This is a genomic window from Novosphingobium resinovorum (assembly GCF_036352595.1).
GTDB lineage: Bacteria > Pseudomonadota > Alphaproteobacteria > Sphingomonadales > Sphingomonadaceae > Novosphingobium > Novosphingobium resinovorum_B.
Genome location: NZ_JAZFAX010000026.1, coordinates 15,575 through 32,578 on the forward strand (window position 1 = coordinate 15,575; position 17,004 = coordinate 32,578).

14 protein-coding genes are annotated in these 17,004 nt (G+C 68.4%); 5 read left to right on the plus strand and 9 right to left on the minus strand.

Annotation, left to right across the window (positions count from 1 at the left end; genetic code table 11):
* Window positions 1-181: 181 nt before the first annotated feature.
* Window positions 182-1,564 carry a flavin monoamine oxidase family protein gene (locus V2S85_RS20145; RefSeq protein ID WP_330704606.1) on the minus strand — a complete coding sequence of 461 codons (1,383 nt, stop codon included), beginning with the start codon at window positions 1,562-1,564 and terminating at the stop codon, window positions 182-184.
* The gene (locus tag V2S85_RS20150) at window positions 1,561-2,412 is read right to left on the minus strand and encodes an alpha/beta fold hydrolase (protein WP_330704607.1); all 852 of its coding nucleotides are present in this window, start codon (window positions 2,410-2,412) and stop codon (window positions 1,561-1,563) included. The genes V2S85_RS20145 and V2S85_RS20150 overlap by 4 nt, the downstream gene beginning before the upstream one ends.
* A gap of 130 nt (window positions 2,413-2,542) precedes the next feature.
* Between V2S85_RS20150 and V2S85_RS20155 the strand changes: the two genes are divergently transcribed.
* From V2S85_RS20155 to V2S85_RS20175, 5 genes are all read left to right on the plus strand, one after another.
* Window positions 2,543-2,917, plus strand: a complete 375-nt coding sequence (locus tag V2S85_RS20155) for a hypothetical protein (protein WP_330704608.1) — start codon at window positions 2,543-2,545, stop codon at window positions 2,915-2,917.
* Window positions 2,914-4,032: a class I SAM-dependent methyltransferase gene (locus V2S85_RS20160; RefSeq protein ID WP_330704609.1), complete on the plus strand. Its 1,119-nt coding sequence runs from the start codon at window positions 2,914-2,916 to the stop codon at window positions 4,030-4,032. The genes V2S85_RS20155 and V2S85_RS20160 overlap by 4 nt, the downstream gene beginning before the upstream one ends.
* Before the next feature lie 20 nt (window positions 4,033-4,052).
* Complete coding sequence (locus V2S85_RS20165; protein WP_330704610.1) at window positions 4,053-4,904, plus strand: alpha/beta hydrolase; 852 nt, start codon at window positions 4,053-4,055, stop codon at window positions 4,902-4,904.
* Complete coding sequence (locus tag V2S85_RS20170; protein WP_330704611.1) at window positions 4,898-5,914, plus strand: phosphotransferase enzyme family protein; 1,017 nt, start codon at window positions 4,898-4,900, stop codon at window positions 5,912-5,914. The genes V2S85_RS20165 and V2S85_RS20170 overlap by 7 nt, the downstream gene beginning before the upstream one ends.
* A gap of 524 nt (window positions 5,915-6,438) precedes the next feature.
* Window positions 6,439-8,820 (plus strand): TonB-dependent receptor, encoded by a 2,382-nt coding sequence (locus V2S85_RS20175; protein WP_330704612.1) that lies wholly within the window; start codon window positions 6,439-6,441, stop codon window positions 8,818-8,820.
* Window positions 8,821-9,216: 396 nt separating this feature from the next.
* Here V2S85_RS20175 and V2S85_RS20180 read toward each other — a convergent pair whose 3' ends face one another.
* The 7 genes from V2S85_RS20180 to V2S85_RS20210 all read right to left on the minus strand — a co-directional run bounded on the left by V2S85_RS20180 (window position 9,217) and on the right by V2S85_RS20210 (window position 16,896).
* Window positions 9,217-10,194 carry an alpha/beta hydrolase gene (locus tag V2S85_RS20180; protein WP_330704613.1) on the minus strand — a complete coding sequence of 326 codons (978 nt, stop codon included), beginning with the start codon at window positions 10,192-10,194 and terminating at the stop codon, window positions 9,217-9,219.
* A gap of 2 nt (window positions 10,195-10,196) precedes the next feature.
* Complete coding sequence (locus V2S85_RS20185) at window positions 10,197-11,078, minus strand: helix-turn-helix domain-containing protein (RefSeq protein WP_330704614.1); 882 nt, start codon at window positions 11,076-11,078, stop codon at window positions 10,197-10,199.
* 207 nt (window positions 11,079-11,285) lie between these two features.
* Window positions 11,286-12,140, minus strand: coding sequence for a helix-turn-helix domain-containing protein (locus V2S85_RS20190; RefSeq protein WP_330704615.1), 855 nt, complete (start codon window positions 12,138-12,140; stop codon window positions 11,286-11,288).
* Between the two features lie 139 nt (window positions 12,141-12,279).
* Window positions 12,280-13,659, minus strand: a complete 1,380-nt coding sequence (locus V2S85_RS20195) for an FAD-dependent oxidoreductase (RefSeq protein WP_330704616.1) — start codon at window positions 13,657-13,659, stop codon at window positions 12,280-12,282.
* Window positions 13,656-14,282: a 3-isopropylmalate dehydratase small subunit gene (gene leuD / locus V2S85_RS20200; protein WP_330704617.1), complete on the minus strand. Its 627-nt coding sequence runs from the start codon at window positions 14,280-14,282 to the stop codon at window positions 13,656-13,658. Before leuD ends, V2S85_RS20195 begins: the two co-directional genes overlap by 4 nt.
* The gene (locus tag V2S85_RS20205; protein ID WP_330704618.1) at window positions 14,282-15,700 is read right to left on the minus strand and encodes a 3-isopropylmalate dehydratase large subunit; all 1,419 of its coding nucleotides are present in this window, start codon (window positions 15,698-15,700) and stop codon (window positions 14,282-14,284) included. The genes leuD and V2S85_RS20205 overlap by 1 nt, the downstream gene beginning before the upstream one ends.
* The gene (locus V2S85_RS20210) at window positions 15,700-16,896 is read right to left on the minus strand and encodes a CaiB/BaiF CoA-transferase family protein (protein ID WP_330704619.1); all 1,197 of its coding nucleotides are present in this window, start codon (window positions 16,894-16,896) and stop codon (window positions 15,700-15,702) included. Before V2S85_RS20210 ends, V2S85_RS20205 begins: the two co-directional genes overlap by 1 nt.
* Window positions 16,897-17,004 lie beyond the last annotated feature (108 nt).

The following is a 17,004-nucleotide window of genomic DNA, read 5'->3' on the forward strand; positions in this document are numbered from 1 at the left end:
GGGGTCAGCCGTTGGACATGATCGTCATCCCGGCGCATGCCGGGACCGTTGGCTGTCTTTAGGAGCGACCTTGCGCTGTGGCGCCCAGACGTGAGCTATCGCCTCGAGACTTGCCCACGGTCCCGGCATGCGCCGGGATGACGATGATCAAGAATGGCAGCGTACCAACCGAACCCGCCGGTTACGCCGCCTGCGGCTGCATCGCCGCGATGACTTCCGCCGCCGCGCGCTCGCCCGATTGCAGCGCGGCCTCGATGCCCACTTCGCGGCTCTTGTGATGCTCGCCCGCCCAGTGGACCCTGCCGGCCGGAACCGCCATATGCCGGGCGAAGCGCGTGACCTGGCCGGCGCCCATCACGTATTTCTCCCCGCCGATCAGCGGTTCGGCGCCCCATGACACCTGATGGACGATCTCCAGCTTGCCCGCGGTCGAGGGGCGGATGCGCGCCAGCGTCGCCAGCAGTTCCTCGCCCGCCGCCGCGCCCATGGCATCGACGCGCATCGCGTTGTCGCCGTTGATCCAGATGCGCAGGTGGTTGACGCTGTCGTCCTCGTTGAACTCCACGAACAGGCGCTCGAACAGGGTGTCGCTCCACAGCGAGGGCGCCAGGCCGTCCTCTTCCCAGAAGCGGCTGGAGGTCTTGAGGATGAACTGGGTGTTGCCCGATGCGGCGGCGCAGCCGATCGCCTCGCCCAGCGGCTGGGGCAGCGGCGGGTCGAAGGCGACGTGCTTGAGCGCGACGAACGGCACCGTCACGATCGCGCGCGAAGCGGACAGGGCGGTGCCGTCTTCAAACGTCGCGGTGACGCCCTCGGGGCCGTGCGCGATGCGGGTGACCTTGCGCCCCAGCATCGGCGCGCGGGCCAGCGATGCGGCCATCGCCTCGGGCAGTTTCACCATGCCGCCGTCGAGGCGGATCGGCTTGTACTGCGCATCGCCGTACTGGTCGAAGTTCTTGGGATCGTCGAACCCGACCGAGCGCCACTTGATCGCATCGCGGAACATCGACAGCGCCGAGACGGTCTCGATGTCGTTGGTGTTGATGCACATGTTGATCAGGCGCAGCGCCTCTTCGGACAACCCGTGGCTGCGCAGGTAGTCGGCGAAGGGAATGTCGTACTGCGCGTTCTTCGGGTCCAGCCAGCCCTCGATCTCGAAGAAGGGCAGCAGCGTCTGCATGTAGTAGCTGTCCATGCGTGCGGGCAGGATCTCGCGCTCCTCGCCGACGCAGCGGTTGGCGGGGTGGTGCTCCCACGCGTCGGCGTCGAACAGGTGGCCGTTGATCGAGAACGCCGCCTTGCCGCGCCGGGTCAGCGGGCGCGAGGGCAGGGCGAAGCGCTCCACCATGGCATGCGCGCGCAGGTGCGAGGGGCCAAGGCCGGTGCCGCCGATGTCGACCGGCTGGCCATCGACCAGGATCGTGCGGATGCGCCCGCCGAGCACCGGCGCGGCGTCGACGATCTGGCAGGCGATCCCCTGCTTTTCCAGTTCCATCGCGGCATAGAGCCCGGCAAGGCCGGCGCCGACGATCAGGACGGGCACGTCCGGTGAAGATGGAGTCATTGGCAGAAACTCCTGATGGATCGGGCGAAATCGGCGATGCCCACGGCGAAGACGTCGCGGCTGAGGCCGGGAAGCTCCTCGAAGCGGGCATCGGGGAAGAGGGCGGCGGCCTCGCGGCTGATCTCCAGCAGCGCTTCATGGGGCTGGGCGATCAGCACCGGCTGGGTCACCAGCGGCAGGCGCGCGGGGGCGTCGTAGGACCACACCCCGATATAGGTCCAGGCGCGGCGGTGCATGGCGCCGGCCTTGTCGATGAAGGTCCAGACCGCCTGCTCCAGATCGGCGCCGGGCAGGCGCTGGACCACGGTGAAGTCCCATAGCCAGCGCAGCCAGGCGAGGATCTCGTCGCCGTCCTGATCGGGCAGCGTCACCGCGCGGGCCTTGGCGAGATTGGCCTCGCGTTCGGCCTGCGAGCGCATCGGCAGGCCGGACAGGACGAGGCGGCCGACCCGCTGCGGCGCGGTAATCGCCAGTTCGGTGCACAGGTACGTGCCGGAATGGTAGCCCAGCACGTCTACCGGCCGCTTCTCGCCAAGGCCGAGCGCGGCCATGCCATCGGCGAAGGCGCCCGCGAGTTCGTCCAGCGGCTGCGGGCCCGGCGGGGTGTCGGACATGCCGTTGCCCGGCGTGTCGAAGGCCCAGACGGCGCGGTCCTTTGCCATTTCCGCGATCAGCGGCAGGTACTCCTGCGAGGACGAGGGGTTCTGGTGCAGCAGCACCAGCGCGGGCTTGTCCGTGGGCCTGTCCGGCGCGGCATGGCGGTAATGCAACTGGCCGAAGCGGCATTCGGTGTAGCCGCGCCGTATCGCGGGGCCATCACGGTCGGCTGAAGGAAGATAGTCTGGCATGGGGCAAGGTTCTACGCCGCACGCCCCGCGCGACTAGCTACGTCGGCACCGCGAGGTCATACGCTTCATGCATGACAGGCGGCATGGCTTCGGGATTGGCCGGGCGGCGGCGAGGCTCCAGATTGTCGCCATGACGTACAGCCCTGCCCGCTATCATGCCCAGCCGCGCCGTGCCATTCCCGGGGAGACGCCCGAGATCGCCCGGCTCACCGCGATGACCGTCGCGCTCCTGCAGGAACTCGCGATCACCCGCGAACGCCTCGACACCGTGGAGCGCATGGGCGAGGCGGCCGGCTGGCTCGACCGCGCCGCGCTCGATGCCTACCGCGCCGTAGGAGCCGCCGAGGCCGAGCGGGGCGCCGTCCGCAAGCGGATGATCGACGTCGTCATGCACCCCTTCAAGGCCGACGCCGAGCGCGCCCTCGAACAGACCCGCGAGGATGCGCAGGGCGCGGAACGCACCCGCCTCGCCGATGCCATCCTCGCCAAGGAGCAATTGTTATGAGCCATCCGATGATGCCCGAAACGACGCACGACGAACACGCCGAGCAGCTCTTCGTCCGCGACTTCAAGGTCTGGCTGGGCGAGGGCGTCGGCGCCCAGATGCGCGGTGTGGCTCAGAATGTCTCCGAGGTCGCGGGCACCGAACGCATGTCCGAAGTGCGCCGCCAGCTGATGGATACCGAGGTGTTCCGCAGCTGGATCGGCTATCGCCGGCTGTCGCAGGAGATGATGTGGGATGCGGTCGGCCGCTCGATCGACCGGCAGATCGACACGCTGCAGACGCGCGCGCGCATCGCCGAGCCGAAGGGATCGGTCACGCTCGACCCCGATTTCACCCCGCCGCCCTATATCGCCGCGCTCGACGTCCACCTGATGCCGGGGGGCTATCACCACGACCAGGGGCAGGGCGACGTGCGGCAGGGCGCGCTGATCGACCGGGGCGGCGCGGTCTACATGCTGGGCCGCAACGGCGGGCTGATGAACGACGTGCGCGGCCACACCACGGTGCAGCATCTGTGGGAGCTTTACCCCGATCTGGAGCCGAAGCGCATCCTCGATCTGGGCTGCGCGGTGGGGGCCAGCACGGTTGCCGTCGCCAGCCATTTCCCCGACGCCGAAGTGGTCGCGGTGGATGTCGGCGGCGCGATGCTGCGCTATGCCCATGCCCGCGCCGAACATCTCGGCGAGCGGGTCCACTTCGTCCAGGCCGATGCCGAGAAGACCCCGTTCGAGGACGCAAGCTTCGATGTCGTCTACTCCTGCGTGCTGCTGCACGAGACGTCCAATGCTGCGGCGCGCGCCATCTTCCGCGAATGCCACCGCCTGCTGCGTCCGGGCGGGGTGATGATCCACAACGAAGTGCCCGGCCGCACTGACGAACTCGGCGTCTGGGGCAATATCCAGGGCGATTTCGAGGCGCTCTACAACAACGAGCCGTTCTGGCGCGGCATGCAGAACATGGACTTCGCCGAAGTCGCGCGAGAGGCCGGGTTCGCCGAGCCCACCGTTGGCTATCAGCTTGCCGCACCGCAGCCGAAACGCGGCGCGGGCGGCGGATTCTCGGGCGAATCCTCCGGCCCGTTCCGGTCGTGGTTCATGATCTCCGCGCGCAAGTGATGGACACAGGCGTTTCCGCGGTGGACAGGGGTTTCGTGCGCATCGCGGAAGGGCAGGTGCATTACCGCATCCTGTCCGCGCTGCCGGGTGCGGAGCATGTCCGGCCGCTGGTCATGCTGCACTTGTCGCCCGCCTCTTCGCGCAGCATGGAGCCGCTGATGCGGGCGCTGCGCGCGGGCGGCCACGGCGGCGCGATCATCGCGCCCGATACGCTGGGCAACGGCGATTCCGCAGCCCCTGCGCGTACCGACGCAGACATCGCCTACTTCGCCGATGCCACCGTGCGCATGGCCGATGCGCTGGGGCTGGAGGTGTTCGACCTCTACGGATCGCACACCGGCGCGCGCATCGCCTGCGAGATCGCCGCATCCCGCCCGGAGCGCGTCGGCGCCCTCGTCATGAGCGGCATCACCGAGTACGACGCCGCGACGCAGGCGCTCTACACCGACAGCTACGTGCCCCGCGTCGCGCCGGACGAATACGGCCGCCAGATGGTCTGGGGCTTTCACTTCGTGCGCGACCAGCACCTCTTCGCGCCCTATTTCCGGCGCGAGGCGGCGTACCGGCTGGCCAAGGACGTGCCGCCGCCCGAGGTGCTGCACGAAGGCGCGCTCGATATCCTGAGAGCGCTCGATACCTACCACATCCCCTACCTTGCGGCCTTCGCCTACCCCTCGCACGCGCGCGCAGCAAAAGTGCAGGCGCCCGCGCTGCTGATGCAGCCGGAGTGGGGGCCGCCCAAACTCAACGAAGCCGCCGCCACCATCGCCGCGCTCATGCCGCAGGGGCGCACTTGCGCGCCGGTCGGCGGGCTCGGCGGCTACGCCGCCGCCCTCGCGGCATTCCTGAACGGAGACACGATACCATGCTGACCGCCACGCAGGAGCGCCCCGAGACCGCAGCATCGGGCCTCGTCGCCCATTCGGTGCTCGATGCCCATGCCCTCGCCCGCGAGGTCGCGGCGCGCTACGACCTGCCGGGCGAGGTCCGCGCCTCGCTGCTGTTCCGGGGCATGAACGACGTCTATGTCGTCACCGCAGGCGGGCAGCGCTGGGCGCTGCGCGTCTGGCGCGGCACCTGGCGCGGGATGGACGAAGTCGAGAACGAACTGGCGTTCCTCAACTTCCTGCGGGGCAAGGATTTTCCCGCCTCGTTCCCGGTGCCGCTGCGCGATGGCGGCTGGTACTTCACGCTGCAGGCGCCCGAGGCGCTGCGCGCGGTGGCGCTCTACGAATGGGCGCCGGGGGTGAAGGTGTTCGACAACCACACCCCCGAAGTCGCGGCGGAAGTCGGCCGCCTGCTGGCGCGCATGCATGTGCTGGGGCGCGACTACGTGCCTGCGCATCCCATCGACCTCGGGCGCGGCAACCTGCTGCGCGATCTGCCCAGCCTGCTCGACCTCGTCGCCGACCGTGCCGGAGAGGGCGAGGACTACGCCCGCTTCGCCCCGAAAGTGCAGGCCGCGATCGACCGGTTCGATCGCTTCGACCTGCCACAAGGCGCCTGCCACGGCGACCTGCACCCCAGCAACGCGCATGTCGATGCTGCGGGCCGGATCACGGTGCTGGACTTCGACGGCTGCGGCAACGGCTACCTGCTCAAGGACATCGCCAACTACGTGTTCGGCAGCGATTTCTACGGCTTCCCGGCCGACCTCGGCGCGGCCTTCGTGCGCGGTTACGACGCAGTGCGGCCGATGACCGAGGACGAGCACCGGATGCTCGATTTCTTCGTGTTCGTGAAGACGTTCCAACTGGCGGCGGGGATCGCCCGCAACGTCAACTCGGTGGGCCGCGCCTCGCTGCGGTTCCGGGGGCTGGACTGGTTCGCCGCGCAAGTGCGCGCAGGGATGGAACGGCACGCAGGCCTGCTGGCGGACTGAGGGCCGGGGGTGTCCGATCCTCCCCCTGCGGGGGAGGGGGACCATGCGCAGCATGGTGGAGGGGCACAGGCGGCTTATCCGACCCTGATCGGCGCGCTTTCTTCGAGAGTATGGGCGAGAGGACACGCAATCTTGCGCGTGCCCCTCCACCACCCTGCGGGTGGTCCCCCTCCCCGTGTCGGGGAGGATCACGCGTCCTTCACCCTGTTGCAACATCGCACCGATGGCAATGTCGAAGTGTCGCGAACGTCATACGCAAAACGTATGTGCCGGATTCAAGACAAAAACCTCCGGCACAGAATTAATGCATATAAATCAATTGAATAAAGTGGATTTTCCCCTGTCTGGCGGTGGCCTTGTTCCCCTCACTCTCCATCACGTGAACAGCGCGCATTGCGAGGTGGTTCTCAGGCGGCGCTCGGGAGAGCCTGCTCCTTATCCATGACCGTGGGCCGACAGAGGCCCGGTGCGGCGACCCCGACAGGGGGGCGCGCGGCGCTTACCAGGCAAGGGGGGAAATCTATATGAGACGATCCATCACGCTGTCCCGCACCGCGCTGCTGCTGTCGAGCGCGCTGCTGTTTCCGCTGGGCACCGCACAGGCCCAGGACGCGCAAGCCCCGCAGGCGGAGAGCAACCCCGCAGGCGACATCGTCGTCACCGCGCGCAAGACCAACGAGAGCATCACCGAGGTTCCGATCGCGATCACCGCGCTCACCGCCGATGCGCTGCAGGCGCGCGACATCAAGGACATGAGCGACGTCGCCGCGTTCACCCCGGGCCTGCGCAACCAGAACCAGTCGGTGGGTCGCAACGACCGCGGCTACAAGCAGTACATCATCCGCGGCGTCGTGCCCGGCAGCGCCTCGTCCTCGCGCCAGAGCGTGACGCTGTTCGTCGACGGCGCGCCGGTTCCGGGCGGCAACTTCGAGGGCGTCTCCGACATCGAGCGCATCGAAGTGGTCAAGGGCCCGCAGAGCGCCTTCTTCGGCCGCGCGACGTTCGCGGGCGCGATCAACCTCGTCACCCGCCCGCCCGCCTACGACTGGGGCGGCAAGCTGGACGCCAGCTATGCCAGCTTCGGCACGTACGACCTGAAGGGCAGCATCGAGGGGCCGATCGTGAGCGACGTGCTGGCCTTCCGCCTCGGCGGCCACGTCTACCACACCGACGGCGCCTACAAGGACGTCAACTACCCCGGCGAGCGGCTGGGCGAGCGCGACACCAAGTCGATCAGCGGCACCCTGCGCTTCGACCCGACGCCGGACCTGCACTTCAAGGCCTTCGGCGTCTACTGGGACGACGACGACGGGCTGCCCGCCAACGCGCGCTACAACCAGTCGACCTGGAACTGCAACGGCGGCGCGGCGGCTGCCGGGTCGCTCAACTACACTTGCGGCAAGCTGACCGGCTATCCCAAGGATACGGTGACCTGGATTCAGGATCTCAACCCCACCGCCTTTGCGGCGCTGCAGAACGGCTCGCAGCTGTTCGGCCCGAATTTCATCGATCACCTGGGCCTTCACCGCGAAGCGGCGCAGGCGCGCGTGAGCATGGACTGGGACATCGGCACCTGGAACGTCAGCGCGCTGGCGTCCTACGACGTCAACAAGTGGAACTTCATGCAGACGCTGTTCGGCTACGACACGCGTGACATTCCCAGCATCGGCGCGGCGAACCTGCCTTACGCCTACAACCTCATCCAGGGCGGCCCGCGCGACGAGAGCTATTACGGCGAAGTGCGCCTGTCCACGCCCCGGTCGAAGCCGATCCGGGCGACCATCGGCCTCAATTACCTGAACCAGGACTACGACGTCATCACCACGTCCTACACCGGTGCGGGCTACGGCGTGGTGACCCCGCGCACGCTCAACAACACCGAGACGATCGGCCTGTTCGGCTCGGTCAACTGGGACATCACCGATGCGCTGAGCGTCTCGGGAGAGGCGCGCTACCAGTGGGACAAGCAGTACCAGAAGACCTTCTCCGGCACGAACCCGGTGTTCCAGGATACCTTCCGTTCGTTCACCCCGCGCGCGATCCTGCAGTACAAGGTGGCCCCGGACAGCATGGTCTATGCCTCGTTCTCGGTCGGCAACCGGCCCGGTGAGTTCAACTCGGCCTATTACTCGCAGTCGCAGTTCGTGCGCTCGCAGATCGACCAGCAGGCGAACGTCAGCGGCGTCGTGCCGGAAGACAAGCTCTACATGTACGAGGCGGGCTACAAGGGCTGGCTGATCGACCGCAAGCTGCGGGTCATGGCCTCGGCCTATTACGGGCAGTGGAAGAACCGCCACATCCCCAGCACCATCCTCTATTATGCGAACGAGGCGGCGCAGGCATCGGGGGTGCTGAGCCAGATCCAGGTCACCGCGCCCGCCGGCAAGGTCGACCTAGCGGGGCTTGAGATGGAACTGCTGTACCTGCCGCACCCCGACTGGATGGTGGAAGGTACGCTCGGCTACGCGCATACCGATATCCGCCGCACCTACAGCGCCGATGCGCTGGCGATCACCGGCAATGCCAGCCCGGTGGGCACGCAGCTGCCGTACTACCCGGAGAAGACCGCCAGCCTCGGCGTGACCTGGGAGCATGCCTATACCGATCACCTCTCGCCCTTCGTGCGGGTGGACGCGGTCTACACCGACCGGATCTACGAGAGCGAGGCGAACGCGGCGTGGATTCCGCAGAACGTGAAGGTCAACCTGCGCGTGGGCGCCAAGGTCGACAATATCCGGCTGGAGGCCTTCGCCACGAACCTGTTCGACGACCGCACCCCCAGCAGCGTCGCCCGCGTCGCGTACAACGAATACAGCGCCACCGGCACGACCCGGAGCGTGAACGGCATCATCGTCTCGCTGGCCGATCCGCGCACCGTGGGCGTGCGGGCCAGCGTCGACTTCTGATCCGACGGGAGAGGCGCAAGAGGGCGGGCGGGGAGCGATCCCCGCCCGTTTTTCTTGGCTATGAGTGTGCGGCTTGGGCGATGCCGACGCTGTCCGTCGTGCGCGATCTACAGCCGAACGTGGACTTTCCGGAAGCGCTCCGTTCCTCCCCCTTTGGGGGAGGGGGACCATGCGCAGCATGGTGGAGGGGCACGCGGCGGATCGCCAGACCTCGATCGGGGGGCATTGGGAAGCGTATCAGCGCGATGGCATGTAAACCGAGGGTGCCCCTCCACCACCCTGCGGGTGGTCCCCCTCCCCGTGCCGGGGAGGAACTGACGGCCGCTGCCCCCAGATCCGGTAATCGACCATGCCGGTTCGCGGTCGTTCGTCGAAGTGGGAACCTGCCCGGGCAGCCTAGCCGCCGGTATCGCGCATGAACTTGCGGACCAGCGCCAGGCTTTCGGCAGACTTCTCCACCGGGACCATGTGCGAGGCATGGTCCAGCACCGCCATGCGCCTGTCGGCGGCTCCCACTTTGGCGAAGGCGTCCTGGCCGCTCCTGACCGTAAGCAGCGGGTTGTCGCGCCCCCAGATCAGCAGCGCCGGCGCGCGGATCGCGGCGAGGTCCGCCTCGCGCTTGGTCTGGCTGTAGCCGTGCGCGCCCGCTTCCAGACGGCGACGGTCGGCCAGCACGCCGGGACGGTTCGCCTCGGCGGTCAGGCGGCGCACCATTTCGGACGAGGCGGCGGCGTTGTCGGTGAGGTTCTGGTTGAGCATCCAGCGCGTCAGCCACGCGGGCTGGTAGTTCAGCAGCACCGTATCGCGCAGCCAGATCGACAGGGCATAGGCGCGCTCGGGCTGGATGAAGCGGCGCGCCAGCGGGAAGTTGATGAGCACCAGCCGCGAGACGAGATCGGGCCGGCGTGCCGCGATGCGCGCCGCCGTGGTGCCCCCGCTCGACGCGCCGACCAGCAGTGCGCCCCTGATCCCCAGGGCATCGGCGAAAGCGGCGACGACGTCGGCCTCGCGCTCGTAGCCGGCGGCGGGGAAGGGGTCGTGCCCGGTCAGCCCGAAAGCGGGCCGGTCGAGCCGGATGACGCGGTGATCGCGGGCCAGTTCGCGCGCCCAGCCGTCATAGGCGTGAACGTCGAGGTAGGAGCCGTGGAGCAGCAGCACCGGCGGCCCCGCGCCTTCGTCGAGATAGTGGATGCGCACGCCTCCGGCCGTCACGAAGCGCGACTGCGGGGTGCGGTACTGCGCCAGCACCGCCGCGTCGCTGCGCGCCAGCCAGCCGGCGCGCGCGGCGCCGACGAATGCGGCCGTGCCGATGACGCCGACGGTCAGCAGACCGGCGATGACTCTGGTTGCGGTCTTCCCGCGTTTTCCAGGCACTCTCAAACCTGCCGCAATGCCGGGCGCGCGGGCTCTGCATCGGCGCGGGTGCGGGCCATCTCGCGCCCGACGGCGGCGGCGCATTCGCGCAGCGGTTCGAGCAGATCGCGCACCGCCTTGCGGATTTCGATCGTGGCGGCGAAGAAGGCCACCGTCAGCGCGCCTTCGATGGCACCGCCGACGATGATCGGCACCGCGATCGAGGAGGTCTTGCCCGGATTGCGCGTGAAGCGGTTGTAGCCGCGCGCCGCATAGCCGCTGGCCTTGACCGTTGCCAGCAGCCCGCCGTCGCGCGCCAGATGCAGCATGTGCCGCGTATCCTCGTCGCCGAAGCGCTCCAGCATCGACAGGGTCTTGTCACGCTCCTGTTGCGGGCAGAAGGCGAGGTAGACGAGGCCCGCCGCGCAGGCGAGGATCGGGATCGAGTATCCGGGGTGATACTGGTTGAAGGTCAGCGTGGTCAGCGAATGCGTGGAGTCGCGCAGTACCATCGCCGCGCCGACCGGCTGGGTCATCGTCACCGGCCAGCCGATCTTCGCCGTCAGCGCGGTGATGTGCGGGCGCGCCGCGTCGACCAGCGCGCTGTCACCCTGATAGCCGTGCGACAGCGTCTGCACCATCGCCGTGGGCCGATAGAACTTGCGCTGCGGCTCGCGCTCGATCAGCCCTTCGTGGATCAGCGTCTGCACGATGCGGCAGGCGGTCGGGTACGGCACGTTGGATGCCTGGGCCACCTGCATCATGTTGAGCGACCCGTTGCGATTGATCGCCTGCAGCACCGCCACCGCGCGGGTGACGGAGCGGATCGGAATGCCGCGCTCCGAATCGCGGTCGGTCTCGGCGGAAAGGTCGTCGTCCAGCGGAATGAATGCGCGCGTAGCCATCGGTCCGGTCCCCACTCATGCGGTCGAATGGGAGGAGGCTAACTAATTTGGCATATTGTTGCAACAATAGTGCAAAATGACCTGCGTTTCTGAAATCCGCGTTTCCGGAGATTAAATAGATAAAAATCAGACACTTGTGAAAATAATACGGACTGATTTCCGAATGCCGCGCGGACTCATACGTAAGGCGTATGAGCCATTTGATCCCTACGGACGTTCCATGTGCACCGCGATCTGCGCCGCGCAGGCCTTGAGCCGCGGCTGCAGTTCGCGCACGGCCTCGCGGATTTCCAGCGCGGCCGCGAAGAACGCCACCGTCAGGCAGCCATGGACAGTCTCGCCCGACAGGATCGGCACGGCGATCGAGGACGTCTTGCCCGGATTGAGCGTGAAGCGGTTGTAGCCGCGCGCCGCGTAGCCGCTGGCCCGCACGCCGTCGAGCAGCGCCCCTTCGCGCAGCACGCCCAGAACATGGCGGATCTCGTCATCGCCGAAGCGCGACAGGCTGGTCAGCACCGTCTCGCGTTCTTCCGCGCTGCAGAAGGCAAGGTGGACGAGGCCCGCGGCACAGTCGAGGATCGGCATCGCATAGCCGGGATGGTACTCGTTGAAGGTCAGCGAGGTCAGCGAATGCGTGGAATCGCGCAGCACCATCGAACTGCCGACATGCGTGGACAGGGTGATGGGCCAGCCGATCTCGCGCGTCAGCGTGGCGATGTGCGGGCGCGCGAAGTGGACCAGTTCGCCGTGACCCTGGAACCCCTGTGACAGCGTCTGCACCAGCGGCGTCGGGCGGTAGTGCTTGCGCGTTCCCTCCCGCTCGATCAGCCCTTCGTGCAGGAGCGTCTGCACGATACGGCACGCGGTGGGATAGGGCACCTGCGATTGCTGCGCGATCTCCATCATGTTCAGCGAGCCGGATCGGTTGATCGCCTGCAACACGCTGATCGCGCGGCTGATCGCGCGGATCGGGATGCCCCGGCTGGAGGCGTCCTCCTCGATATCATTGGCGATGCCGGGGACGTTCCGTTCACCCAGAGGAATGACCGCGCGTGATGCCATGACCTTTTCCCACCCCTTGCAAAGCGAATCCCGGAGAGCCGAACGACTCTATTTGTATGCATATTAGTACATATACATCAGTCGGGGACAAGCGAATGTTCGCAGTGCGAGAAATTTCTTCGGGCGGTCCCGGTAACGGCTACTTCGCCTCCACCAGCGCGGCGGCGCTGCGCCCGGCGATCTTGCCCAGCGTCGTCGCGGTGAGCAGGCCGTTGCCCGCGAGGTAGCCGTAGGAGCCGTCGCCCGAAATCCCGCGCGCCGCGCCGCCGCCCGCGAACAGGTTGGGCAGGGCGCTGCCGTCGGGGCGCAGCACGCGCGCCGCGTCGTCCACCACCAGGCCGCCCTGCGTGTGGAACAGCGCGCCGGTGACCTTGGCCGCATACCACGGGCCTGCCAGCTCGGGCTTGCCGGTGAAATCGCGGCCGAACGCATCCTCGGCCTCGCCCCGGGTCAGCGCGGCGACCTCGGCCACCGTCCGGGCCAGCGCGTCGGCGGGCAGGCGGGTGGCGAAGGCGAGCGTCTCGAGATCGGGCGCCTGCACCACCGCGTTGGCGGAGATCGCATCGCGGTAGTCCTCGAACTCGCACATCAACGTGTGCAGGCGCTCGTCGAAGATCGACCATGCGACATGACCCGGCTGGGCGTTGACCCTGGCGGCCTGCTCCGAATAGCCCGCCGCCTCGTTGCTGAAGCGCTGGCCATGCGTGTTCACCTGGAAGCCGCCCTGCATGATGAGCGGCCACAGGATCGGGATGCCGTGGCCTGCCGCCAGGCCGCCGTGGCCTTGGTAGCCGGTGAGGTCCGCCGTGGCCGCGCCCAGTTGTTCGCCCCAGCGCAGCGCGTCGCCCTTGTTGCCGGGGTGGCCGTGGAAGGTCGCCTCGGCCATCTCGGGGATGTGCCGCGCCACCAGCCCCGCGTTGCCCGCGAAGCCCGAGCAGGCGAGGATCACCGCGTCGCAGGTGACGTCCTCGACGCTGCCGTCGGGGCGCTCGAAACGCACCAGCGTGATGCGGCCGGTCTGGTCGGCGATCAGATCGGTGACGGTCGCGTCGGTCACCAGCATCGCGCCCGCGTCCTCGGCGGCGCTCTGGAGGCAGCCCATCAGTTCGCCGCCCGAGCGCTTGGGCGTCCCGTACATGCGCCGCGCGCTGTGGCCGGGGTAGGTGAAGCCGTCCAGCAGGTCGAGCGGGATACCGTGGCTATCGCGCATCCACGCCACCGTTTCGGCCGAGTGCCGTGCGAGGTTCAGCGCCATCGCCGGGTCGGCCACGCCCTTGGTCTTGCGGGCGATGTCCTCGGCGAAGATCTCCGGGGAATCGACAAGGCCCTGCTGCGCCTGCTCCGGCGTGCCGGCGGCGGGGATCAGCCCGGTCGACATCGCGGTGGAGCCGAGCGGCGTCTCGTCGCGCTCGATCACCAGCACTTCGGCGCCCGCGTCGCAGGCGGCCAGCGCGGCGCACAGGCCGGTGGCGCCCGCGCCGATCACCACGACGGGGACGTGCATCGTTTCAGTCGTCATGCGGCATTTCCTTGGGGCAGGACCGACCACGCCCAGGGACGGGCGGCGCGGTCGGTGCTTTCGTGGGCGTCGATCGCGGGGCGGTCGAGCAGGGTCAGGGCGATCGGGTCGAGCCCCTCGGTCAGCATGAGCTTGGCTTCCTCGTCAATGTCGAAGCGCCAGACTTCGCCGGGTTCCTTGCCTTTGGCTCTGATCTCCTGCGCGGGCAGGTCGATCTCCAGCATCAGGCCGGGCTTGTCGAAGGGGGCCGGGTCCATGACGATGGGCAGGACGCCGTTGCGGATGCAGTTGCCGCGAAAGATCGGGCTGAACCCGCTCGCGATCACGACGCGGAAGCCGTATTCGGCCAGCGCCCAGACGGCATGCTCGCGGCTCGATCCGCTGCCGAAGTTGGCGCCGCCGAGCAGGATCCGTGCGCCCGCGTATTCGGGGCGGTTGAGCACGAAGTCCGGGTTGGGCACGCGCGCATCGACGTCGGAATAGCGCCAGCCCGCGAACAGGCCCACCGACAGGCCGGTCTTCGACACCGACTTCATCTCGCGCGAGGGGATGATGGCGTCGGTATCGACGTTGTCGCGGATCAGGGGCACGGCGATCGAGGTAACGGTGCGCAGCGGTTCCATCACTGGGCCTCCAGTTCGCGCGGATCGGCGATGCGCCCGGCGATGGCCGATGCCGCGACCGTGGCGGGAGAGGCAAGGTGGGTGCGGGTGCGCGGGCCCTGCCGGCTCTCGAAGTTGCGGTTGGTGGTGGAGATCACGCGTTCCTCCTCGCCGAAATGCTCGCCTCCCGCGAAGAAGCACATCGAGCAGCCCGCCTCGCGCCATTCGAACCCGGCGGCGAGGAACACCTTGTCGAGCCCTTCGGCCTCGGCCTCGGCCTTGACGCGGGTGGAGCCGGGGACGCAGATCGCGCGCACGCCTGCGGCCACCTTGCGGCCCGCGAGAATCCCGGCGGCGGCGCGCAGGTCGGGCAGGCGGGCATTGGTGCACGAGCCGATGAAGGCCGCGTCGATCGGCAGGCCGAGAAGCGCGGTGTCCTCCGCCAGATCCATGTAGGCGAGCGCGCGGGCGTGGGCTTCGGGCGTGGTCGGCGCGGTGCCGGGGGGCGGGGCGGCCAGTTGCGGGACGCGGCCCGCCAGCGGCACCGACTGTTGCGGCGCGGTGCCCCAGCTTATCATTGGCACAACGTCGGCGGCGTCGATGGACACTTCGCGGTCGAACACGGCGCCGGTGTCGGTGGCGAGGTCCGCCCATGCGGCGAGCGCGGCCTGCCAGTCGTCGCCCTTCGGCGCATAAGTGCGGCCTTCGAGCCATGCGGCGGTGCTGGCGTCCGGCGCGATGACGGCGGTGAAGGCGGCCAGTTCGGTCGCCATGTTGCACAGCGTCATGCGCGCCTCCATCGGCAGCGCGGCGATCGTCGGCCCGGCATATTCGATGACGTGGGCACGCCCTCCGCCCGAGCCGAGCCGGGCGACGACGTGCAGCGCCAGATCCTTGGCGGTGACGCCGGGCGCAAGATCGCCGCTGACGGTGACGCGCATCTGCCTGGGCCGGTTGACGCGCAGGGTGCCGGTGGCGAGCGCATGCTCGGCCTCGCTGGAGCCGATGCCCCAGGCGAGCGCGCCGAACGCGCCTTGCGTGCAGGTGTGGCTGTCCGGGCAGACGAGCGTGAGGCCGGGCAGCACCACCGCGTTCTCGGGCGAGATGACGTGGACGATGCCCTGCCGGGGATCGCCGATGTCGAACAGCGTCGCCCCCGCGCGCTGCGCCGCCTCGCGCGTGGCGAGGATGAAGTCGGTGCCGGTCGGCATGATCGTGCGGTCGCCGCGCCCGGGCAGGGTATCGACGACATGGTCCATCGTCACGAACACGCGGGAAGGATCGCGCACCGCGCGGCCGCTTTCCTCCAGCGCTTTCAGCGCGATGCCGCCGGTCCGCTCGTGCAGCAGCACCCGGTCGATGGCGACAAGGCCGGTGCCGCCGCCCAAGTCACGCACCAGATGCGCGTCCCACAACTTCTCGAAAAGGGTGCGCGCCATCAGTTTCCGGCCAGCTTTTCGCCCAAGTGCGCTCGAAGCTCCGGGCCGTGCTCGTCGGGGCGCGGGAGGTCGCGGAACAGGCCGGGGCGCATGCCGTCGATCTCCAGCGGCAGCGCGGGCAGGCGCGCCACGGTGCCGTCGGCCAGCGTCACGTTGAGCAGGCCGCCGCCCGCGTTGAGGTGCGCGTCCTCCACCAGTTCCTCCGGCTTGGCGATCGGGGCGAAGGGCAACCCGCTCTTCTCCAGCTTCGCGATCAGTTCCGCACGCGGCATCGCGCGGAACAGGGCGGAGACTACGGGCATGATTTCCTCGCGCGCTTTCACGCGCTCGTTGTTGGTGTCCCACTCGCTGCGTTCGGCAAGCATGGTCAGGCCGAAGTCGGCGCAGAAGGTCTTCCACTGCCCGTCGCTGACGACGCCGACGAAAAGTTGCTCGCCTTCGCTGGCGGTCTCGAACACGTCGTAGATCGCCCAGGCGGAGATGCGCACCGGCATCGGCCGCGCTGCCGCGCCGGTCACCGCCTTCTGCGCGATGTGCTGGCCGACGAGGAACGCGGTCGTCTCGTAGAGGCTGCACTTGATCTCCGCACCCTTGCCGGTGCGGTGGCGCTGTTCGAGCGCGGCGAGGATGCCGATCACGCCGAACATGCCGCCGGTGATGTCGATCACCGAGGCGCCCGCGCGCAAGGGGCGTCCCGGCGGCCCGGTCATGTAGGCGAGGCCGCCCATCATCTGCGTCACTTCGTCCAGCGCGGTGCGTTCCTCGTAAGGGCCCTTCAGGAAGCCCTTGGCCGAACAGTAGATGAGGCCGGGATTGTCCCGCGAGAGCCGCTCGTAGCCGAGGCCGAGGCGGGCGAGGGTGCCGGGACGGAAGTTCTCGATCACCACGTCGGCCGTGGCGCACAGTGCCTGCGCATGGGCCACGTCCCCGGGGTTCTTGAGGTCGAGGCAGATCGAGCGCTTGTTGCGGTTGAACATCGGGAAGTAGCCCGATCCCGAACCCAGCAGCGTGCGGGTGCGGTCGCCTTCGGGCGGCTCCACCTTGATGACGTCGGCGCCCAGATCGCCCAGGATCACGCCCACCGAGGGCCCCATGACCATGTGGGTGAATTCGATCACGGTGATGCCGGCCAGCGGCGCGGGGCCCTCTGCCTGTCGATTGGCCGCCTGCTGCCCCATTGCCTGTTCTTCGCTCAAGATCGTGCCCCCTGCGGTTTCTTTGCCTGCGACGCTTCGGTGGCCGCGATGAAATTGCTATATGAATAATACAATTGAACCCGATCTAGCAAGGGTGGGGCGGTCGGC

Coding starts and splice junctions, on each gene's coding strand:
- V2S85_RS20145 (WP_330704606.1), bottom strand. CDS start 1,564: ATGACTCCATCTTCACCGGACGTGCCCGTCCTGATCGTCGGCGCCGGC.
- V2S85_RS20150 (WP_330704607.1), bottom strand. CDS start 2,412: ATGCCAGACTATCTTCCTTCAGCCGACCGTGATGGCCCCGCGATACGG.
- V2S85_RS20155 (WP_330704608.1), top strand. CDS start 2,543: ATGACGTACAGCCCTGCCCGCTATCATGCCCAGCCGCGCCGTGCCATT.
- V2S85_RS20160 (WP_330704609.1), top strand. CDS start 2,914: ATGAGCCATCCGATGATGCCCGAAACGACGCACGACGAACACGCCGAG.
- V2S85_RS20170 (WP_330704611.1), top strand. CDS start 4,898: ATGCTGACCGCCACGCAGGAGCGCCCCGAGACCGCAGCATCGGGCCTC.
- V2S85_RS20175 (WP_330704612.1), top strand. CDS start 6,439: ATGAGACGATCCATCACGCTGTCCCGCACCGCGCTGCTGCTGTCGAGC.
- V2S85_RS20185 (WP_330704614.1), bottom strand. CDS start 11,078: ATGGCTACGCGCGCATTCATTCCGCTGGACGACGACCTTTCCGCCGAG.
- V2S85_RS20190 (WP_330704615.1), bottom strand. CDS start 12,140: ATGGCATCACGCGCGGTCATTCCTCTGGGTGAACGGAACGTCCCCGGC.
- V2S85_RS20195 (WP_330704616.1), bottom strand. CDS start 13,659: ATGACGACTGAAACGATGCACGTCCCCGTCGTGGTGATCGGCGCGGGC.
- leuD (WP_330704617.1), bottom strand. CDS start 14,282: ATGGAACCGCTGCGCACCGTTACCTCGATCGCCGTGCCCCTGATCCGC.
- V2S85_RS20205 (WP_330704618.1), bottom strand. CDS start 15,700: ATGGCGCGCACCCTTTTCGAGAAGTTGTGGGACGCGCATCTGGTGCGT.